Origin of the sequence: Actinoplanes sp. NPDC049598, from assembly GCF_040675435.1 — a bacterium.
Lineage (GTDB): Bacteria > Actinomycetota > Actinomycetes > Mycobacteriales > Micromonosporaceae > Actinoplanes.
In genome coordinates this window covers 1-19,341 of the sequence record NZ_JBFAOX010000027.1, presented here as the reverse complement: position 1 = coordinate 19,341, position 19,341 = coordinate 1, and the positions used below count along the sequence as shown (strand labels likewise).

Below are 19,341 nucleotides of genomic sequence, written 5' to 3'. Positions count from 1 at the left end.
CCCGCGAAACGACAGTCTCATCGTCCGCGGATGGACGATGCCGCGGTCCGCAAATCGATAGTCGAGCCGTCCGCAGATCGATGAAACTGCCGGTAAGAGCACCCTGGTTCGCCTCGTCGCCGGTGATCGGCTCGCCGAACGCCGCGACCTCGACCGTGGCCCAGGCCTTCGGCACGAGTCGACGGTCACCCGCGCCGACTACGCCGCCAGGATCGTCCGGGGCGGGCTGCCCGAGGCGACCACGCGCGACGACTTCAAGCGCCGCAGCCGTTTCTTCGACGGATATGTCCAAGGGCTGATCGATCGAGACGTCCTTCAACTATCTGACATCCAGCACATGGGCGAGCTTCGCAAGCTGGTTCGCCTGCTCGCCGGCAGATCCGCCACCATCGTCGCGGCCGGATCGCTCGAATCAACACTCGGTTTGAGGCGGCAGACCATTGCACGGTACTTGCAGGCACTGGAGGAGACTTCCTCATCAAGCGCCTCCCGGGGTGGTCACGCAACCTCGGCACCCGAGCGACAGCCGCCCCCAAGATGGTCTTCGTCAACTCCGGCATCGCCGCCAACGAGGTCGCCGTCGATGCTCGCGCGGTGTTGCGGCCGGGGGCTCCTTTCGGGCCACTCCTGGAATCGTTCGTCCTGTCCGAGCTGCCCCGGCAGCTGACGTGGTCGGACCAGCAGGCCGACCTTTCGCACTATCGCGACCGGGACGCCTACGAGGTGGATGCCGTGCTGGAAAACCGATCCGGGCAGGTCGTCGGCATCGAAGTGAAGGCCGCCTCCACTGTCGGCCCGGACGACTTCCGTGGTCTGCGCCGGCTGGCCGGTCGGCTCGGTGGGGACTTCGTTGCCGCGGTGGTGCTTTACACCGGGACCTCGACGCTGCCGTTCGGGGACAGGCTGCGGGCCGTGCCGGTCAGTGCGCTGTGGCAGGTGTCCGCTCCGTGACTGCTGCCCCCATGCTGGGCGTTCGTCTTCGTAGGATCCGCGGGTGGGGTATTGGGGGACCATTGTCGTGGGCTGGTCGGCGCGGCCGTTGGTGGAGGCGGGCGGCATGGCCGGCTTCGGCTATCGGCATCGGTGGCTGCGTGAGCTCGGTGACGGCTGGCAGATGGTCGAGACCACCGGCTGGGACGATCCGCCGGATCTGCGCGGTTCGGCGGCCGCGGTGGCGGCCTCGACGGGGCGGCCCGTTCTGGCGGCGTACGTCTGTGACAGCGACTGTCTGGTGATGGCAACGGACGCCGGAAGCCTCGTCCACCTGCCGCGCCCGGCGGAGCCCTGCCGGGTCTATTGCCACGGGGACGTGGATCTGCGCAGCGCCGACGAGGTCGTCGGCGAGTTGGTGGCCTGGGCGGACTCCGGTGGTCTGCGAGCTGATCCGGCCCGGCTCCGCACCGACGTCCCGTTGGCCGACGATCTGGCGTTCGAGCTGGTCCGGGCGCTGGGGGTGGCGGAGATCGGCCGTACGCGGCCGTGGGCGTACCCGGTGGACGGGATTCCGTTCTCGATGATCACCAATACGCTCGCCCGCCGGGCCCGGATGCGGGCCGTCGACCGGGAGCACTACGGGCCGGAGGCGGGCGAGGTCCAGCCGTGGGAAGCGCCGGCCCTCGCCCTCGACGCGGATCTGTGGGCCTCTCTCTACGACACCGACGCGGACGTGCCGTCGTTCGTGCGCCGGACCGCCGAGGTCCTGGATCTGTTCCGGCCCTTCCGCCGCCCTCGCCCCCAGGACCAGGAGAACGACGAGTTCCTCGCGCCCTTCCTCACGGGCGAGAGGCCACCCTTCGACACCGCCGCCAGCGACCGCGCCTGGGCCGACCGCCGGGCGGGGGCGGCGCCGCGGACAAGCCGCGGCGCCGCCCTGCCGATCAGGGGAAGTTGGTGACGGTGGACGGGGTGACGTTGCTGGCCTGGGCCGGGGCACCGATGTTGTTGACCACGTGGTCGATGGTTCCCGAGGCCAGGCTGATGGTGAAGATGTTGTGGAACTTCACCCCGCCGTTGGCGGGGGCCTGGAACCCGTTGGCCGAGTGGACCTGCGGGTTGACGTTGAAGAAGGCGTAGCTGCCCATGGCCCAGGCCTCGTGGCTGCTGACCGAGTCGGCCACCTTGTAGGCCGGGTAGCCGAGGGCGTCCGAGCGCCAGGCGGCGTTGGACGGCGGGTCGTACGGCTGCTCGTTCTGCAGGAAGTAGGTGCGGCCGCCGTTGCCGTTCCAGAGGACCTCGGTCTTCTGGTAGTGCTCGACGAACAGGCCGTACGCGGTGACGTTGTTGCCGTTGACGATCAGGCCGCTGTCGGCGGTGTTGATGGTCCAGCCGTAGGTGCCGGCGTTGCCGTGGTCGGCCCGCCAGGCCCAGATGTGGTCGATGATGACGTTGTTGCTGTTCACCAGCAGGCTGTTGGTGGCCTTGCCGGCGACGTAACCGCCGATCCGGAAGAAGACGTCCTGGATGGTGGTCGGGTTGGCCGCGTGCGAGGCCGACGAGCCGGACGGCCCGACGACGAGCAGGTTGGCCGAGTTGGTGGTGCCGGCGTCGAAGAGAATGCCCGCGATCTTCACGCCGTCCACGTCGGCCACCTGCATCGGGGTGACACCGTTGTCCGGGATGATCGTGGCGTAGCCGAGGCCGAGCACGACCGTGTTGGCCCGGGTCACGTTGATCGTCTGGTCGACGTGGTAGATGCCGGGCTGGAAGATCAGGTTGAGGCCCTGGGCCAGCGCCTGGTTGATCCGGGCCGCGCTGTCACCGGGCTTGGCCACGTAGAACTGGTTCAGCGGGATGGAGGTGCCCGGGGTGTTGCCGTTGACCCAGGTCGCGCCGGCCGCGTTGGTCTGCAGGTTCGGCACGAAGACCGCGTAGTCGCCGCCGCTCTGGTAGAGGTACGGCTTCTCGCGGATCACCGGGGTCTGCCCGATCACCGTGTACGGCGGGGTCGGGTAGCTGGCCGCGGGGGCACCCTGCACGCCGACGAAGGTCTGGTTCCACACCGCGTTGCTGTTCGAGCCGATCTGGCTGTTGCGGGTGAACCACTGCTGCTGCGAGTACTGCCCCTCGGTGCCGCTGATCCGCGAGTCGGCGATGTAGCCGCCCGAGGCCCAGCCGTAGCCGTTCGGGGCCAGGTTCAGGTCGCCGTGGATGTCCATGCGACGGAACGGCGCGGCCTGCGAGACGGCCCAGCGGTCGGCCCCGTTGACCGGGTAGACCGAGACGTTCTCGGTGGAGCGCCAGAAGTTCTGGGTGGCGTTGCCCTGGAACCAGCCGGCGTCGACGGTGATGTCACCGTTGATCCGGACGTCCTGCGGGTTCTGGCCGAGGCCGACCACCGAGGTGTAGAAGCCGACCTGGATGTTCAGGCCGTTGTAGGTGCCCGGCTTGAATGCGAGCACGTAGCGCCCGGTGCCGAACTGCGCCGTCTCCTGCTGGCGGAAGATCTCGTCCGCGCGGGCCTGGATGGTGGCCGAGGACATCGACGGGTCGAAGACCACGACGTTGGCGCCGAGGCTGCCGCCACCCGGGATGGTGCCGGTGGGGGGCGGTGTCGTCGGTGTGGTCGTGCCGCCGCCGCCGAACACCTTGAACTCCCAGAGCGAGTAGCCGTAGCCGGTGGTGCGCTGGGTGCCGTACATGCGCACGTACCGGCCGGTGCCGGTGACCGGCAGCGACTGCACGCCACCGGTGGCGGTGGTGGTCGAGTAGATCGAGGTCCACGAGCTCGCGTTGTCCGACACCTGGATCTGGAAGGCCTTGGCCGCCGCCGTCTCCCAGTTCAGCTCCACCCGCGAGATGGCCTGGGAGCTGCCGAGGTCGACCTGCAGCCACTGCGGGTCGGAGAAGGCCGACGCCCACCGGGTGCCGGTGTTGCCGTCGACGGCCTCGGACGCCAGGTAGGCGCCGGCCGCCTCGGTGGAGGATGCCGTGGCCGGCTTGCCCTGCGAGAGCAGGGTCTCGGCGGCGCTGGCGCCGCCGGCGGTGGTGACGGCGTACCCGGCCACGACGGTGGCTACGAGGCCACCGATCGCGGCCAGGCGCCAGGGGGAGCGTCTCCGCGCGGATGCGGAGTCGACGGGGATGGTCATTGCTTCTCCTCAGGCGGGGATGCGCAAGGGGGACTTCTTGCGCGTGGGGGAAGCGACTGACTCCGCACGTACGGGGAAAGCGCTCCCCCGGCATCGAAGCTAAAGACGGTCATTAACAGTTGTCCATACCTCGTCACGGTTCCGGAACTATTGCGGTCTTGTGCTTGTCACACGGGCTCGGGATGGCCGGTTGCCCTTTCGGGCATAACCCCAGGTGTACGCGGTGTGCCGGTTGCCCGTTCGTCCGCCGAGGCCCGAATAACCGAGACCCCGGAACCGGTTCCGCCACGCTGCGGGAAAAGCGGCAATTCCGCCGATCTTGGTTCGGAAAGCGCTTCCCGCCTAGGCTGGGTTCCCATGCGGCTGGTTCTGACGAGCGACACCCACCTGCCCAAGCGCGCCCGGGATCTGCCTGATCAACTGTGGTCGGCGATCGACGCGGCCGACGTGGTCGTGCACGCCGGCGACTGGGTGGACGAGGCCGCGCTGGACGCCATCGGCGGGCGGGCGGCGAAGCTGATCGCCTGCTACGGCAACAACGACGGGCCGGGGTTGCGCGCCCGGCTGCCCGAGATCGCGTACGCCACGGTTGAAGATCTTCGCCTGGCGGTGGTGCACGAGACCGGGCCGGCCACGGGCCGCGAACAGCGGTGCGCGGCCCGGTTCCCGGACGTCGACGTGCTGATCTTCGGCCACTCGCACATCCCCTGGGACACCACGGCCGCCACCGGTCTGCGGCTGCTCAACCCGGGCTCGCCGACCGACCGGCGGCGTCAGCCGTACGCGACCTACATGACAGCTACGGTTGCCGGGCGCCGGCTCGAGACGGTCGAGCTGCATCGGCTTCCGCCGCGGCGCTGATCTCCAGGGCGGCCCGGCGCGGATCCTCCGACCACCGGCTGGCGAACGCGTCCATCAGCCGCCAGCCCGCCCGGTGCAGCGCGCTCTGCCGCCGCAGATGCGCCTCGACGCCGTCGGGGTGCGGGCCGCAGAAGACGCCGAGCCCGCCGACGCAGAGGTCGATCACCCACGGGCCGACCGAATAGCCGGGGCGCACGTCCAACCCCAGCCGGGTGAGCTCAGCGGCGAGATCCCCGACCCAGCCTGGCTGATTTGTCCCAGGAGCAGCCTGTGCCGCCGGAGCGGCCGCGTACTCGAAGAAGTCGCCGATCAAGCCGTCGGCCCGGTCCAGCCGGGTGACGACGATCAACTTCCGCCGGGCTCGGGTGATCATCACGTTGAACAGATGCGGATCGGCGACGAAGCGGCGCCGCGCGGGCGGATCGTCCGGCGCCAGGCCGAGCGACACGATCACCACCTCGGCCTCGCTGCCCTGGAAGGCGTGCACCGTGCCCACGCGCAGACCCATCTCCTCGATCTGATCCACGCTGTACGCGTCGACGAGCGCCGCCTCCAGCGCCTCGGCCTGCGGACGGAACGGCGAGACGACCCCGATGCCGCGCTCGCCCCGATGCTCCTCGACGAGCTTGAGCACGGCGCCGACCTCGTCCTCGGAGACCCGGACGACGTCGATGTCGTCGGCCCGCTCGGCGGCCGGGGTCCGGGTCATCACCGACATCCGATCGCCGTAGAAGCGCCGCGCCGAGAACCCGATCAGGTGCGGCGTGCTCCGGTGATGCTCGGCCAGCCAGGTCGCCGGGGCGGCCCCGGCGGCCAGGTCGAACGCGCTCACCCGCCGCACGTCCAGCCGCTCGTCGGCCCCGTTGCGCTCCAGCACCTCGGCCACCTCGGCGTCACCGACGAACGAGACGAACCGCAACTGCCGCGGATCACCCACGATCAGCGCCCGCCGGGCCCGGGCCAGCACCGGCGCCGCCCGCACCTGATCCACATGGGACGCCTCATCCAGCACCACCAGGTCGAACATCCCCGGCGCGGCCGGCAGCAGGTCCTCCACGTCGGCCACCGTGCCGATCCACAGCGGCAGCGCCCGCACCAACGGCGGCGCGTCCAGCTTGGCGAGCAACTCCCGGCGCCGGTTCCGCCCCGCCCGCAACGCCGTGGCCAGCGCCGCCGCCCCGCGCCGGGCCTCCCGGTCCCACCGCTTCTCACTGCGCGCCGCGTCCCGCATCGCCCGGCCGACGGCCTCGGCCAACGCGGCCTCCGCCGCATGCAACCCCGTCCATCCCAGCTCCGGGCCACCGGTCGCCGCCAGCGTCGCTTGCGCTCGCTGCGCGGTGGCCGCCCGGACCGCCTCGGTCACCCTCTCGTCCGGTACGTCCCCACGCGCGCCCAGCCACCGCCGGACCCACCACCGCGAGACCGCCCCCTTGGCCAGCCGCCGCGCCACCCGCTCAGCCTCGCCCGCCTGGCCGCCCGGGCCGCTCCCACCGCGCCCTGGACTTTCGCCTCGCCAGCCGGCGACGCGCGTCGCTCGCTCGCTCTTCCGGCCGCCCGCGACACGCGCGAGCCGGTCGGCGTCGAAAGCGCCGGGGACGTCCGCGGCCAGCGCGGGCAGGAGCGGCTGCCAGTCCGGCAACTCGGCCGCGCGGAGCTCCAGCTCGAGCGCGTCGACGATGAGGGCGCGCTGACGGCGTACGGCATCAAGCTCGGTCTGGACGGCCGCGACGTCCTCCCGCAGTTGCCTGTCGCTCACGCCCTGCTCGGCGCCGGCGGCGAGCTCGGCCGCAAGGCGCTCCCGCCCACCCGCGTCACCGAAGAGCACCGGCACCGGACCCGGATAGCGACCGAGCAGATTGGCCAGAACCTCCGCCGCGTGCGGCGACTGGGTCGCAATCAGCACCGACCCGCCCCGATGCACCACTTCGAGGGCGGCCGCCACCACGGTGTGGCTCTTCCCGTTCCCCGGCGGCCCCGACACCACGGTGATCGGCGCCGTCCGCGCCCGCGCCACCACCTCGGCCTGCGCCTCCGTCAACGGCAGCGGCGACAGCACCTGCTCGTCGCCGCCCGCTCCCCCTTCGGTGCCCAGTCTGTCCACACTGAACCGACCCGGCGAGCCCATGCCGAAGCCCCGCATGCCGTATTTATCGGCTATCGGAGCATTCATGCTTGATGTGGGCGACGACGCGGAGCCGGTGCGTTCGTCGGCGTATATCGCGGCCAAGGCGGTGCCGGTGAGGTCGCGGCCGGCCCAGCTGCGCAGGCTGTCGGCCAGGCCGGCGCCGAAGACGTCGCGCACGATGTAGAGGGCGGCCGACGGGATCAGCACCACCCGGTCGGCGGGCGCGCGCCGGCCCGTGGCCATCGCGTCGACCGTGAGCCCGGTGGCCCGGGCCGCCGACCACAGCCAGGCCTTGGTGCCGATCGCCTCCAGCCAGCCCGGCTGGCCCACGCCCGGCGCCGCTTCCAGGGCCGCGGCCAGCTCGCGGTCCGCGATCAGCGGGGTGATCTCCAGGTCGCCCGCCGGCGCGACCGTGTAGCCTGCGATCCCCCGCACGAGCTGCACCGGCTGGCTCAGCAGGGGCACCCGGACCTTGGCCGGCTTGCCCTCGATCTCGGTCTTGCCGGCCAGGAAACCCCAGCCCACCCGCAGCGGGCGTTCCTCCTTGTGCAGCGCCCCGAGCGCCGCCAGCCGGTTCACCTCGGCCTTGCGGGGCGCCTTGTGCGCCGCGTCCAGCCACACGAACGGCAGCCCACCCCGCGTCACGTCGAGCACGCGGTCACCACCCGCCGGAGCCAGCTCGGCCAGGGCGGCAAGAACACGGGAGGGTTGCATCGGGCCCGACGCTACCGCCCCGGGTCACCCCGCCCCATAATCACCCGGTGACTGATCAGGGCTATCTATGCGGGCGGTGCGGCGACCGCCACGAGGGCCTGCCGTTCTCCTACGGCACCCAGGCGCCGGTCTACTGGCAGGACGCCCACGACGGCGACGAGAAAAGCGTCCTCGAGCAGGAGATCTGCATCATCGAGGGCCGGAACTACTTCGTCCAGGCGCGCATCATCCTCCCCGTCCACGACGCCGACGAGGACTTCGTGTGGGGTGTCTGGGTCTCCCTGAGCCGCGACAACTTCAAGCGCACCCTCGACAGCTGGGACACTCCCGGCCGCGAGAGCCAGCCGTCCTCGTTCGGCTGGCTCTCCACGGACCTCCCCGTCTACCCCTCCACCATCAACCTGAAGTGCGACGTCCACCCCGAACCGGTCGGCACCCGCCCGCACATCGAGCTGGAGCCCACCGACCACCCCCTGGCCGTGGAACAGCGCGCCGGCATCACCGTCGCCCGCGTCCAGGAGATCGCCGAGCAGCTGCTCCACCCGAGGGTCTAGCGGAGGCGGACCGGGCCGGCGTCGATGGGGATGCGGAACAGGGAGTACGGGTAGCGGCGCTGGTCGTCGCCGTTCTGGTAGGTGGACTGGCGGTGCAGCTGATTGGCGGTCACGTAGAGGTAGCCGTCGGCGACCGACATGGTGTCCGGCCAGAGCAGGCGGGGGTCGTGGGCCAGGGTTTCGAAGGTGCCGTCGGGCAGGCGGCGCAGGACGGCGTTGTTCTCCCAGTTCGTCAGGTAGAAGCGGCCCTGGTCGTCGGTTTCGAGGCCGTCGGCGGCGCCGCCCTTGTCGCCCTCGTCGACGACCGTGGCGGCCACGTCGGCGTCGCTCATACCGCGGTCGAAGAGGGCCTCGGCTGAGACGCTGTGCCAGCGGCGGGAGATCAGCGGGCAGTAGAAAATGCGGGTGCCGTCGGCCGAGATCGCGATGCCGTCGGCGCCCATCTTCACCGGCTGGGGCGGGCCGTCCTTGGGCCGCTCCAGGAAGGGCCGCCCCTCGACGACCGGCAGCATCTCGGCCGGCGGGAGCGCCTTGGTGGACGGGTGGTCGTGCAGGCGCCGCCACGATTCGCCGGTGGCCAGGTCGACGATGATGAGGCCGTTCGGGCCCTGGTCGGACGAGTCGGTGATGTACGCGGCGTTGCGGCGCAGATCGAAGCGGACGTCGTTGAGGTACGTCGTAGGCAACGCGACGTCGACCGGGAACGTGATCGTCCGGACGACCTCGTTCGTCGTCAGGTCGACGCAGACCAGCTTCGGCCCGCCCGGTTCGGTCGGCTGGAACATCGGGCTGCCCGTGTCCAAGATCCACAGTCGGTCCGCCGGGTCGACCACGATGCTCTGCACCGACACCAGCGCTTCCGCGTCGCCGTCGTCCCGCGGGCTGTTCCAGTCGAGATCGGGGAACGGAACCACCTCGCCGTCCCGGATCTCCCCGACGGTGAACGGCACGTCATCACCCCACTTGGGGAAGTTGACGAAAATCCGGCCCGTGTGGGAGACGCTGACTCCGGTCGGCATCGGCCCCGACTCGAAGGCGTGCACGGTTTCCAGGGTTCCGACGGCGTTGTCCTGCGGTTGCTCGGCCATGGGGGCCGGATACCCGGGTTTTCCGAGCGTAACCACTCACGCAGGCCGCTCGGGTGGGGTGAGCGCTCTGGGCGCGCCAGCGCCCAGCTCACCCCGCCCGAGCCCTCGGCGGGAGCAGCGGTCTGTACCCACCACCCCGCTACGACCGGCCGTTGATCTGGCTCTAGATCTAGAGGGAGACCGACGGGTAGAGCGGGAAGCCCGCCAGGAGCTCGTTCGCCTGCTTGCTGACGCTTTCCGAGACGGCCTCGTCGAGGTGGAACTTGGCCTTGGAGGCCTCGGCCGGCTTGGTGCTGGTGAGCACCGTGTGGATCAGCTCGGCGATCGTGTCCATCTCGGCGGCCTTGAGGCCACGCGAGGTCAGGGCCGGGGTGCCGATGCGGATGCCGGAGGTGTACCAGGCGCCGTTGGGGTCGTTCGGGATGGCGTTGCGGTTGGTGACCACGCCGCTGTCGAGCAGGGCCTGCTCGGCCTGGCGGCCGGTGAGACCGAACGGGTGCACGTCGATCAGCACCAGGTGGTTGTCGGTGCCGCCGCTGACCAGCTGGACGCCCCGCTTGAGCAGGCCCTCGGCGAGCGCCTGGCTGTTGGTGACGATCTGCTGGGCGTAGTCGGCGAACTCGGGGCGGCGGGCCTCGGCGAACGCGATGGCCTTGGCCGCCATGACGTGGGCCAGCGGGCCGCCGAGGACCATCGGGCAGCCACGGTCGACCTGCGCCGCGAGCGACTCCTGGGCGAAGACGGCGCCACCGCGCGGACCGCGCAGCGACTTGTGGGTGGTGGTGGTGACGATGTGCGCGTGCTCGATCGGGTTGAAGTCGCCGGTGAAGACCTTGCCCGCGACCAGGCCCGCGAAGTGCGCCATGTCGACCATGAAGGTCGCGCCGACCTCGTCGGCGATCTCGCGCAGGGTCGCGAAGTTCACCTTCCGGGGGTACGCGGAGTAGCCGCCCACGATGATCAGCGGCTTGAACTCCTTGGCCGTCTCCCGCAGGGCCGCGTAGTCGATCTGGCCGGTGGCCGGGTCGACGCCGTAGCTGCGCTGGTCGAACATCTTGCCGGAGATGTTGGGGCGGAAGCCGTGGGTGAGGTGGCCGCCGGCGTCGAGGCTCATGCCCAGCATGCGCTGGTTGCCGAACGCGGCCCGCAGCTCGGCCCACTCGGCGTCGGTCAGGTCGTTGACCTGGCGCTTCTCGAACTTCTTGAGGTACGGGACCTCGACCCGGTCGGCCAGGATGGCCCAGTAGGCGACCAGGTTGGCGTCGATGCCGGAGTGCGGCTGGACGTACGCGTACTCGGCGCCGAACAGGGCCTTGGCGTGCTCGACGGCGACCGCCTCGACGGTGTCGACGTTCTGGCAGCCGGCGTAGAAGCGGCGGCCGATGGTGCCCTCGGCGTACTTGTCGGAGAGCCAGTTGCCCATCGCGAGCAGGACGGCCGGGGACGCGTAGTTCTCGCTGGCGATCAGCTTGAGGGACTCGCGCTGGTCGTGGAGCTCCTTGGCGATCGCGTCGGCGATGCGGGGCTCGACGGACCGGACCACCTCGAGGGCGGACTGAAAGGCGGTGGACTCTGCGTTGGGCATGGGACCTCCCTATCACGAATGAAGAGGCCCAGGCGCACGGCAGGTTCGTCGTCTCGACGGGGCCGCTCCCCGATGGTTGGCCCATCCGAACGCGCCAGTCACGGCCCGGGGCCAGCATACCGGGCGGAAAGGCCCGTTGCGCCCCCGGCGCTGACGCTCAGTGGCCGGCTGCCGCGATGGCCGGCCACCGTACGCCGGTGAGCCGCTCCGAGGTCTCCCACAGCCGCGCCGCCAGCGCGAGGTCGCAGGCCTCGGGGGCGGCCTCGACAGCCACGGGATGGCCGGTGAACTGCCCCCAGCCGTCCGGGCCGTAGTACTCGCCCGATGCCGCGCGCGGGTCGGTCGCCGCCCGCAGCAATGGCAGGGCGCCGGCCTCCGGGCTCTGGATCAGCCAGGAGAACGCCCATCTGGTCCGCGCCGAGGTGACGAACCGGAAGTGCCACGGGCTGTGGCGCATCAGCGGTGTGCGGGCCGCCCCGGGATGCGCCGCCACGCTGGTCAGGCCCGGGTAGCGCCGTCCGAGCTCGAACGCGAAGAGCAGGTTGGCCAGCTTGGACCGGCGGTACGCCGCCATCCGGTGGTACCCGCGCTCCCATTGCAGGTCGTCGAAGTCGATCATGCCACCGCGGTGGGCGTTGCTGGCCACGGTGACGACCCGGCCGCCGGCCAACCGGTCGAGCAGCAGGCCGGTCACCGAGGACCGCGGCCTGGCCGAGGCGCTCGGCGGGGACGGCTTCGACATCGAGGCGGCCGCCACCCGCACCGGTCACGACCTGGAGGGCCTGGAGGCGGAGCTGCTCGCTTCCGCTCAACAAGCGGGGTCCGTCCGCACCGAGGTCACGCCGGCCGACGTGAAGGCGTTGCTGAATGCCTGTGTCGCCGCGCCCGACCGGGAGCGCATGATCCGGATCGTCACCGCCGGGTTACGTCCGTGAACGGGATCTTTTACTAGCCTGATCAAGTGAACGGCGTACAGATTCTGCTGATCATCGGGTGTGGCATCGCGGTCTCGTCGCTGGCCAGGCGGCGCGGCGTGGAACCGGGCTGGATCATCGTGGTGCTCGCGGCGGCGGCCAGCTTCATCCCCGGCGTGCCGCGGCTCGAGCTCGAGAGCGAGGTGATCCTCGCGCTGGTGGTGCCGCCGCTGCTCTACTCGGCCACCCGGGGCGCGTCGTTCTCGTCGTTCGGGGCGAACCTGCGCCCGATCATCAACCTCGGCGTGATCCTGGTGGTGCTGACGGCCGGGGTGCTCGGCTATGTCACCTCGTGGATCCTGCCGACGATCGGCCTGGCCGCGGCGTTCGTGCTGGGCTCGGTGCTGGCCCCGCCGGACACGATCACCACCGTCTCCCACGGCGAACAGATGGGCCTGCCGAGACGGGCGACCTCGGTGCTGACCGGAGAGAGCCTGGTCAACGACGCCACCGCGCTGACCCTGTTCGCCATCGCGGTGGGCGCGGTCAACGGCGAGCACGCGACCTTCGGCAGCGGCCTGCTGGACTTCTTCCGCAACGCCTCCCTCGGGATCCTCATCGGGGCCGCCCTGTCGTCGGCGGCCCTGCTGCTGCGCAAGCGGCTGCGCAACCCGACGCTCGAGACGACCCTGGTGCTGCTCGTGCCGTTCACCGCGTTCCTGCTGGCCGAGGAGGTGCACGCCTCGGGCATCCTGGCCGTGGTGGCGGCCGCCTTCGCGATCACGCTGAACATCTCGCTCGACCCGAACTTCCAGTACCCGGGCGGCTACCGGACCCGGCTGCAGGAGAACAACGTCTGGCCGGTGCTCGACTTCCTGCTCGAGACGTTCGTCTTCGCGTACATCGGTCTGCAGTTGAAGTTCGTCCTGGAGGACCTGGCCCGCGAGGACGACCCCGGCCTGGTCCGCACCCTGATCGCGGCCGGCGTCCTGCTGGTGGTGGCGATCCTCTTCCGGCTGCTCGGGGTGTTCGTGCTGTTCGAGCGCTACCGGCGGCGGCACGCCCGCCTTCGGCGCAAGATCAAAGAGGACGTCTACTTCCGCGCCCGGTGGCAGCAGCGCGAGGAGGAGATGCGGCGGCGCGGCTCCAAGGTCCAGGAGCCGATGACCCACAAGGAGATGCTGCTGGTCGGCTGGACCGGCATGCGCGGCATCCTCACGCTGGCCGCCGCGGCCGGTATCCCCGAGCACACGGCGTCGGGCGCGCCCTTCCCCGGCCGCGACGCCCTCCAGGCCATCGCGCTGATCGTCACCCTCGGCACCCTGCTGATCCAGGGCACCACGGTCGGCTGGCTGGCCCGCCGGCTGAAGTTCGACGTGACCGCCGAGCAGGCCGAGGAGCGCGCCGACCGCGCGGCGGCCGAGCGGATCGTGGCCGAGGCCGCCGCCCAGCCGGCGGCCGACCTCGACGCGAGCTTCGACGCCCAGCGGCTCGCCCTGGCCACGGCCGTCCGCGACCACAAGGTCGACCAGGACGTGGCCCGCGAGATCATCGACGAGCTCGACCTCCGGCAGGCAGCCCGGCACACCGCCGGGGAGAAACCGGCCTGACAGGACATTCATCCCGTTTTCACAAAAATCTTCCTAGGCTCGAAGCAACGAATCGACCTCGGCCACCACGGCGGCCGCGACGACGAGCAGCGGTGAGATCCCGGACGAGACGGCCGGCCCCTATCCGGGCGACGGCTCCAACGGGCCGGACGTGCTCGAGCAGAGCGGCGTGGTGCGCAGCGACATCCGGTCGAGCTTCGGCACGGCGAGCGGCACCGCCGAGGGGGTGCCGATGACCCTCGAGCTGACGATCCTGGACATGGCCAACGGCAACGCCGCGTTCAAGAATGTCGCGGTCTACGTCTGGCACTGCGACCGGGACGGCAACTACTCGCTCTACTCGGACGGGATCACCGGCGAGAACTACTTGCGGGGCGTCCAGATCGCCGACGGGTCGGGGAAAGTGAAGTTCACCAGCATCTTCCCGGCCTGCTACAGCGGCCGGTGGCCGCACCTCCACTTCGAGGTCTACCCGCGCCAGGCCGACATCACCGACTCGGCCCAGGCCATCGCCACGTCACAGGTGGCATGGCCCCAGGCGACCTGCGAGGCGGTGTACGCGACGGCCGGCTACGCCAAGTCGGTGAGCAACCTGAGTCAGGTCAGCCTGTCGAGCGACAACGTCTTCGGCGACGACTCGGGCGCGCTGCAGCTCGGCACGGTCAGCGGCGAGGTCACCAACGGGTACGCGGTGTCGCTGACCGCCAAGGTCGACACGACGACCACCCCCACCGGCGGCGGGGCACCGGGCGGCCGGCCCGGCAGTGCTTAGTTCCGTAACCAGTTTTACTTGCCTGTAACACCGCGCATCGACAAGACTGACTGCGTTGGTCGCATCCCCGCCATCGAATCCCCCACCGGATCACCTCGGCCTTTCCCCGGGCCGATCCCGGCCGCGATGGCGCGGGGTGCGCCCCTAATGCTCGTCCTGGACGAACGAGGTGAGCTCGTCCACCTCCGCCGCGGTGAGCACGAGACCAGCCGCGGCCACGTTCTCCCGCAGATGCGCCACCGAGCCGGTGCCCGGGATGACCAGAGTGGCCGGCGAGTAGGCCAGCAACCACGCCAGCGCCACCTGCGGCCAGCTCACATGGTGCTCCCGAGCGATCCGGCCGAGGGTCGCCTCCTGATCGCCGGTCAGGCCCATGCCGTGCGGGATCGAGGATTTGTCGAGGCCCGGCCGCAGCATCCCGGCCGCCAGCGGGAAGTAAGGCGTGAAGACGATGCCGTCGCCGGCGCAGATCCGCACGACGTCGGCGCTACCGCGGTCGAGAAGGTGGAACCGGTTCTGCACGGCCGCGATGGGTACGACCGCCCGTGCGGCCTCGAGCTGCCCGGCAGTGACTCCGCTGAGGCCGAGCTCGCCGATGAGACCCTTGCCCCGCAACTCGGCCAGCGCACCCACGGACTCGTCGAACGGCACCTCGTCGGGCAGAAGCAGGCCGTCGCCGCCCACGCGCAGATAGACCAGATCCAGCCGGTCCACGCCGAGCTCGCTCAGAGTCTCCTCGACCTGATCACGCAGTTGCCGCGGCGAAGTGGCCGCGTTCCACGAGCGCCACTCGTCGCGGACCACACCGACCTTGGTGCCGATGAGCACGTGGTCCGGATAGGGGCACAGGGCCTCGCGGATCAGATCATTGGCCACGTTGGGCCCGTAGAAGCCGGCCGTGTCGACATAGTCGACGCCCAGCTCGCACGCGGTTCGCAGCACCGCGACGGCCACATCCCGGTCAGCCGGCGGCCCCCAGGCGCCCGGGCCGGGCAGCTGCATGGCCCCGAATCCGAGCCGGGCGACGTGCTTGCCGCCGATCGGAAGATGGCCCGCCGCGGCGGCCGGCCTGCTGTCCGATGTCATTTCGTCTCCTCTTGACGAGCGCGCGGTGCTGCCGCCGCGCGGCTTTTCAACCGGGATTGGACGGAGGCGTTCGTGACGCCGCCGGCGGCATGGCGCTGCAGCTTGCCGCGGGTGATCAGGTCGTGCACGCCCTGGCGGCTGATGCCGAGCATGGCGCCGGCTTCCGCGTACGACAGCGACTCGGCGCCCGGGTAACCGACGAGCCGGGCCACCACCTGTCCCAGCGGCGTGGCCCACCAGCCGGCCACCGGGCGGAACGGCTCATCGCCGGAATAGAGCGAGGACACCAGCCGGATCGCGGTGTACGCGGCGAGCTGCTCGTCGACGCCCAGGAGCCGGTCGGCCAGGGTGCCGGCCAGCGTGGTGACCCGCTTCCGGACGTCGGCCAGCTCGGCCTCCAGCAGGATCTCCAGCGGATCGAGCAGGCGGGAGGCCATCAGACCGGCCAGGTGGTCCACGAGCTCGTCGCGGCCGTTCACGATGCGCATGACAGCCCCCTTTCGGCTACTTGACGCCTATCGTCAAGTACTTGCCGGTTGCCGTCAAGTAGTCGCGCCGCCCTAGTGTCCGGTGATCCGCAGGCCCAGCCAGAGCGCCAGCACGCCCGCGACCAGCGCCACCGGCACGGCGGCCAGGCCCAGCCGCAGGAAATCACGCGCGTCCGGCGCCGCGTCCTGGCTGTGCAGGATCTGCCGCCACAGCAGCGTGGCCAGCGAGCCCACATAGGTCAGGTTCGGGCCGACGTTGACCCCGATCAGCATCGCCAGCAGCAGCCCCGGCGACGACTCCACCCCGGGCAGCAGCACCAGCGTCGCCGGCAGGTTGTTCAGCACGTTGGCCAGCACGGCGGCCAGCCCGGCCATCGCGAGCATCTCCCCCAGCCCCGCTCCGTCCGGCACCAGGTGGTCGACGAGCGAGCCGAGCCCGTGCACCCGTACCGCCGCCACCACCACGCCGAGGGCCAGCACGAAAGCGCAGAAGGCCGGATTGGCCTCTCGCAGGAGGGTCAACGGCGAGGACCGCAGCGGTACGGCGAGGGCCAGCGCGCCCGCCACCGCGACCCAGGCCGGGTGCACCCCGAGCGGCTGGACCACGGCGAAGCCGGCCAGGGTCACCCCGAGCACCACCAGGGCGTACCGCGGCGCCGGGTCGTCGCCGCCGTTGGTCTCCGGCTCGACCCGCACCCGCAGGTCGTCGCGGAAGAACCAGCGGAACACGGCGTACTCGGCCAGGATCACCGCCACCCACGGCAACGCCATCACGCCCGCGAAGCCGAGGAACGTCAGGCCGCTGGCCGCGAAGGCCAGCAGGTTGGTCAGATTGGAGACGGGCAGCAACAGCGACGCCGAGTTCGCGAGGTGGGCCGACGCGTACGCCGGGGGCCGGGCCCGGACCCCGGTGCGGGCCGCCGTGACCAGCACGACCGGGGTCAGCAGCACCACCGTGGCGTCGAGGCTGAGCACCGCGGTGGTCAGCGCGGCCGCCACGAAGACCGCGCCGAGCAGCCGCACCGGGCTGCCCCGGCTGATCCGGGCCGCGATCCGCCCGGCGTACCGGAAGACGCCGTGCCCGTCCGCCAGGTGCGCGAGCACCAGGATCGCGGCCAGGAAGCCGACGGTCGGGCCGAGCTCCCGGACCTCGGCCCACGCGTCCCGCAGCGGCACCAGACCCGCCCCGACGGCGATCGCGGCCGCGGGCACCGCCGCCACCGCCTCCGGAAGCCCGCGCGGGCGGACGACCGCGAAGGCCAGCACACCGGCGAGCAGGACCGCCGCAATGATCAACTCCACTGCGGGAGACTACGAGCCGAACAGCGCCGCCGCACCCGAGACGTCGAGCACACGGGCGACCACCCCGGTCGCCCCGACCACGCGGAAGCCGGTGCCGGCGCTGAGCGCCGAGTTGTAACCGTCGATGAGGGCGCCCAGCGCCTCCGAGTCGAGGAAGGCCGTGCCGCCGAGGTCGACCACGCAGTCACCGCGGTCGACCGCGCCGAGGATCGCCGCGCGCAGGTCGTCGCGCGCATTGATGTCCAGCTCGCCGTCGATGCTCAGGACCGTGGCCGTGCCGTCGGCCGACCGCTCCTGGCCGATCTTGTAGGAGTCCGCCACGGAAGACTTTCTACCAGCAGTCGTCCGGATCAGCCCGGGAAGCTGGCCCAGACGTGTTTGTCGTCGTCGGTCGTGTACCACCCGACGTCGATCGCGAACGTCCTGGTGAGCTGCAGACCGAGGCCGCCGGCGCCGAGCGGCCGCCCCTCGGCCAGCCGGGGCACGGCCTCGAGGTCGTGGTCGGCCACGTCGATGATCAGCCGGTCCTCCTGCCGGAGCAGGCGGACCTCGGTCGGGGGCAGCCCGTGCCGCAGCGCGTTGGTCGCCAGCTCGGTCGCGACCACGGCGATCTTGTCCGTCACGTCGTCCTGCGCGGCCGCGGGCACCCGCGCGATCGCCTCACGCAGGGCCGCCCGCAACTCGCGCAGCTCACTGAACTGATCCAGCTTCCAGCACCGCAGCTCGGACGCCGACGGGAACGGCGCGGACACACGGAGCGAAGTCATGAGTTCATCTTGCCCGGTTTGCCAGACATGACACTGGTCCGGACAGACGGTCAGGAAAGACGTACGGCCTAATCCGTCTTGGCAGAGCCCGGCTCCGCCATCTTCCGGTGCATCTCCGCCTTGGCCTTGTCCGGCATCACCTTGGACGCCGCGCCCTGCACCTTGGTCTTGAGCGAGCCGGCGACCACCTTCTCGTCGCCGTTCATCAGCGCCTTGAAGCCCTGCTCGGCCACCTGGGCCGGGTCGTCCTTCTTCGACGTGCCGACGGCGGTGTCCATCATCTCGGCCCGCTCGAAGAACTGCGTGTCCGTCGGGCCGGGCATCAGCGAGGTCACGGTGACCCCGGTGTCCTTGAGCTCGGCCCGCAGCGCCTCGGCGAACGACTGCACGAAGGACTTGGACGCGTTGTAGACCGCCTGGTAGGTGCCGGGCATCATCGAGGCGATGGACGAGGTGAACAGCACCCGTCCCGCGCCCCGGGCGACCAGGTCGGGCAGCACCCGCTTGGCCAGGTGCACGGTCGAGGTCACGTTGACGGCGATGATGTTCAGCTCGTCCTCGAGGTCCGTCTCGCGGGTGAAGTCGCCGCCGAGGCCGCGGCCGGCGTTGAGCGCGATCGCGTCGACCGGCCGGCCGGCGGCCCGGATGGCGGCGTAGGCCTGCTCGACCCCCTCGTAGGTGGCGAGATCGGCCCGGACCGCGGTCGCCTGCCGCTCACCGTCGCGGCTCAGGTCGGCCGCCGCCTGCTCGATGCCATCGTCCTCGGCGATCAGGAGGAGATCGAAGCCGTTCTGTGCGAATTGCCGTGCCAGCTCATATCCGATGCCGCTGGAGGCACCGGTCACCACTGCGAAAGTCATGCCTGAAGGCGTGCCCGGAAAGGGACGCTCCAATCGACCCGGAGCAAGATCCATTCTGTATCTTTGCTATCACGCAAAGTAACTCATACTTTCGGCTAGTCTTTCCTGGCCCTCTCGGCTAGGGTTCTCGTATCCGAACGGCCAGATGTGCGGGTCGACGGAGATCGGATCGATCACCATCGACCAGTAGATAGGGACACCCGACCGACCGGGTACCGCCATTGGGCGGGACCGGGCTCTCCGGACAGGTGCCAGGGAGGACCCAGCATGACCGTCACCACGACTTCCGCCGAGGCGAAGCCGATTCCGTCGAGCGCCACGGCGCCCGCCGACAGTGCCGCCGAGCTGCTGAACGCGATGGCCGCGATGCCGGCCGGTCACCCGTCCCGCGCGGCCCTGCGCGACCGGGCGATCGAGGCCTGGCTGCCGCTCGCCCGTCACCTCGCCAACCGCTACTCCGGCCGCGGCGAGCCCACCGACGACCTGGTGCAGACGGCCAACGTCGGCCTCATCAAGGCCATCGACAA

The 19,341-nt window shown here is 70.8% G+C and carries 19 protein-coding genes and 1 riboswitch; of the genes, 8 read left to right on the top strand and 11 right to left on the bottom strand.

Going from position 1 to position 19,341, the window contains the following annotated elements; translation table 11 throughout:
- The first annotated feature begins 378 nt into the window (after positions 1-378).
- Together AB0J66_RS40105 and AB0J66_RS40100 are read left to right on the top strand one after the other, a co-directional pair.
- Positions 379-951: a DUF4143 domain-containing protein gene (locus AB0J66_RS40105; protein WP_364672611.1), complete on the top strand. Its 573-nt coding sequence runs from the start codon at positions 379-381 to the stop codon at positions 949-951.
- Positions 952-994: 43 nt separating this feature from the next.
- The gene (locus tag AB0J66_RS40100) at positions 995-1,894 is read left to right on the top strand and encodes a hypothetical protein (protein WP_364672437.1); all 900 of its coding nucleotides are present in this window, start codon (positions 995-997) and stop codon (positions 1,892-1,894) included.
- Here the strand turns inward: AB0J66_RS40100 and AB0J66_RS40095 are convergent.
- Complete coding sequence (locus AB0J66_RS40095) at positions 1,878-4,088, bottom strand: discoidin domain-containing protein (protein ID WP_364672435.1); 2,211 nt, start codon at positions 4,086-4,088, stop codon at positions 1,878-1,880. The genes AB0J66_RS40100 and AB0J66_RS40095 overlap by 17 nt on opposite strands.
- A 357-nt stretch (positions 4,089-4,445) precedes the next feature.
- Between AB0J66_RS40095 and AB0J66_RS40090 the strand changes: the two genes are divergently transcribed.
- Positions 4,446-4,949 (top strand): metallophosphoesterase, encoded by a 504-nt coding sequence (locus tag AB0J66_RS40090; RefSeq protein WP_364672434.1) that lies wholly within the window; start codon positions 4,446-4,448, stop codon positions 4,947-4,949.
- Here the strand turns inward: AB0J66_RS40090 and AB0J66_RS40085 are convergent.
- Complete coding sequence (locus tag AB0J66_RS40085) at positions 4,888-7,788, bottom strand: AAA domain-containing protein (protein WP_364672433.1); 2,901 nt, start codon at positions 7,786-7,788, stop codon at positions 4,888-4,890. The two genes, AB0J66_RS40090 and AB0J66_RS40085, sit on opposite strands and share 62 nt — an antisense overlap.
- Before the next feature lie 47 nt (positions 7,789-7,835).
- On the opposite strand from AB0J66_RS40085, the gene AB0J66_RS40080 reads away from it, so the two are divergent.
- Entirely contained in the window at positions 7,836-8,342 is a 507-nt protein-coding gene (locus AB0J66_RS40080) for a DUF2199 domain-containing protein (protein WP_364672431.1), read from the top strand.
- On the opposite strand, the gene AB0J66_RS40075 is transcribed toward AB0J66_RS40080, so the two are convergent.
- From AB0J66_RS40075 to AB0J66_RS40065, 3 genes are all read right to left on the bottom strand, one after another.
- On the bottom strand, positions 8,339-9,430 hold the full coding sequence (locus AB0J66_RS40075) for an L-dopachrome tautomerase-related protein (RefSeq protein ID WP_364672429.1): 1,092 nt from the start codon (positions 9,428-9,430) through the stop codon (positions 8,339-8,341). The genes AB0J66_RS40080 and AB0J66_RS40075 overlap by 4 nt on opposite strands.
- Before the next feature lie 169 nt (positions 9,431-9,599).
- Positions 9,600-11,015: a glycine hydroxymethyltransferase gene (locus AB0J66_RS40070; protein ID WP_364672427.1), complete on the bottom strand. Its 1,416-nt coding sequence runs from the start codon at positions 11,013-11,015 to the stop codon at positions 9,600-9,602.
- 19 nt (positions 11,016-11,034) lie between these two features.
- Positions 11,035-11,127, bottom strand: a riboswitch (ZMP/ZTP riboswitch).
- 45 nt (positions 11,128-11,172) lie between these two features.
- Positions 11,173-11,634, bottom strand: coding sequence for a hypothetical protein (locus AB0J66_RS40065; RefSeq protein WP_364672426.1), 462 nt, complete (start codon positions 11,632-11,634; stop codon positions 11,173-11,175).
- Between AB0J66_RS40065 and AB0J66_RS40060 the strand changes: the two genes are divergently transcribed.
- The 3 genes from AB0J66_RS40060 to AB0J66_RS40050 all read left to right on the top strand — a co-directional run bounded on the left by AB0J66_RS40060 (position 11,633) and on the right by AB0J66_RS40050 (position 14,311).
- A complete protein-coding gene (locus AB0J66_RS40060) occupies positions 11,633-11,950 on the top strand; it encodes a hypothetical protein (RefSeq protein WP_364672424.1) in 318 nt (105 codons plus the stop codon). The two genes, AB0J66_RS40065 and AB0J66_RS40060, sit on opposite strands and share 2 nt — an antisense overlap.
- A gap of 26 nt (positions 11,951-11,976) precedes the next feature.
- Positions 11,977-13,539: a sodium:proton antiporter gene (locus tag AB0J66_RS40055; RefSeq protein WP_364672422.1), complete on the top strand. Its 1,563-nt coding sequence runs from the start codon at positions 11,977-11,979 to the stop codon at positions 13,537-13,539.
- 151 nt (positions 13,540-13,690) lie between these two features.
- Positions 13,691-14,311, top strand: coding sequence for an intradiol ring-cleavage dioxygenase (locus AB0J66_RS40050; RefSeq protein ID WP_364672421.1), 621 nt, complete (start codon positions 13,691-13,693; stop codon positions 14,309-14,311).
- A gap of 144 nt (positions 14,312-14,455) precedes the next feature.
- Here the strand turns inward: AB0J66_RS40050 and AB0J66_RS40045 are convergent, their stop codons facing one another.
- From AB0J66_RS40045 to AB0J66_RS40020, 6 genes are all read right to left on the bottom strand, one after another.
- Entirely contained in the window at positions 14,456-15,397 is a 942-nt protein-coding gene (locus AB0J66_RS40045) for an oxidoreductase (RefSeq protein WP_364672419.1), read from the bottom strand.
- Positions 15,394-15,885 carry a hypothetical protein gene (locus AB0J66_RS40040; RefSeq protein WP_364672417.1) on the bottom strand — a complete coding sequence of 164 codons (492 nt, stop codon included), beginning with the start codon at positions 15,883-15,885 and terminating at the stop codon, positions 15,394-15,396. Before AB0J66_RS40040 ends, AB0J66_RS40045 begins: the two co-directional genes overlap by 4 nt.
- Before the next feature lie 72 nt (positions 15,886-15,957).
- Entirely contained in the window at positions 15,958-17,187 is a 1,230-nt protein-coding gene (locus AB0J66_RS40035; protein ID WP_364672416.1) for an SLC13 family permease, read from the bottom strand.
- Positions 17,188-17,196: 9 nt separating this feature from the next.
- Positions 17,197-17,508: an STAS domain-containing protein gene (locus AB0J66_RS40030; protein WP_364672414.1), complete on the bottom strand. Its 312-nt coding sequence runs from the start codon at positions 17,506-17,508 to the stop codon at positions 17,197-17,199.
- 29 nt (positions 17,509-17,537) lie between these two features.
- Positions 17,538-17,954 carry an ATP-binding protein gene (locus tag AB0J66_RS40025; protein ID WP_364672412.1) on the bottom strand — a complete coding sequence of 139 codons (417 nt, stop codon included), beginning with the start codon at positions 17,952-17,954 and terminating at the stop codon, positions 17,538-17,540.
- Positions 17,955-18,022: 68 nt separating this feature from the next.
- A complete protein-coding gene (locus tag AB0J66_RS40020) occupies positions 18,023-18,814 on the bottom strand; it encodes an SDR family NAD(P)-dependent oxidoreductase (RefSeq protein ID WP_364672411.1) in 792 nt (263 codons plus the stop codon).
- A 267-nt stretch (positions 18,815-19,081) separates the two neighbouring features.
- Here AB0J66_RS40020 and AB0J66_RS40015 point away from each other — a divergent pair.
- The coding region (locus tag AB0J66_RS40015; protein WP_364672410.1) for a sigma factor at positions 19,082-19,341 on the top strand (260 nt) is incomplete at its 3' end.

Excerpts from the sequence above, each read along its gene's own strand:
- AB0J66_RS40025 (WP_364672412.1), bottom strand. The coding sequence starts at position 17,954 with ATGACTTCGCTCCGTGTGTCCGCGCCGTTCCCGTCGGCGTCCGAGCTG.
- AB0J66_RS40075 (WP_364672429.1), bottom strand. The coding sequence starts at position 9,430 with ATGGCCGAGCAACCGCAGGACAACGCCGTCGGAACCCTGGAAACCGTG.
- AB0J66_RS40020 (WP_364672411.1), bottom strand. The coding sequence starts at position 18,814 with ATGACTTTCGCAGTGGTGACCGGTGCCTCCAGCGGCATCGGATATGAG.
- AB0J66_RS40060 (WP_364672424.1), top strand. The coding sequence starts at position 11,633 with ATGCCACCGCGGTGGGCGTTGCTGGCCACGGTGACGACCCGGCCGCCG.
- AB0J66_RS40085 (WP_364672433.1), bottom strand. The coding sequence starts at position 7,788 with ATGCAACCCTCCCGTGTTCTTGCCGCCCTGGCCGAGCTGGCTCCGGCG.
- AB0J66_RS40070 (WP_364672427.1), bottom strand. The coding sequence starts at position 11,015 with ATGCCCAACGCAGAGTCCACCGCCTTTCAGTCCGCCCTCGAGGTGGTC.
- AB0J66_RS40045 (WP_364672419.1), bottom strand. The coding sequence starts at position 15,397 with ATGACATCGGACAGCAGGCCGGCCGCCGCGGCGGGCCATCTTCCGATC.
- AB0J66_RS40065 (WP_364672426.1), bottom strand. The coding sequence starts at position 11,634 with ATGATCGACTTCGACGACCTGCAATGGGAGCGCGGGTACCACCGGATG.
- AB0J66_RS40095 (WP_364672435.1), bottom strand. The coding sequence starts at position 4,088 with ATGACCATCCCCGTCGACTCCGCATCCGCGCGGAGACGCTCCCCCTGG.
- AB0J66_RS40090 (WP_364672434.1), top strand. The coding sequence starts at position 4,446 with ATGCGGCTGGTTCTGACGAGCGACACCCACCTGCCCAAGCGCGCCCGG.
- AB0J66_RS40040 (WP_364672417.1), bottom strand. The coding sequence starts at position 15,885 with ATGCGCATCGTGAACGGCCGCGACGAGCTCGTGGACCACCTGGCCGGT.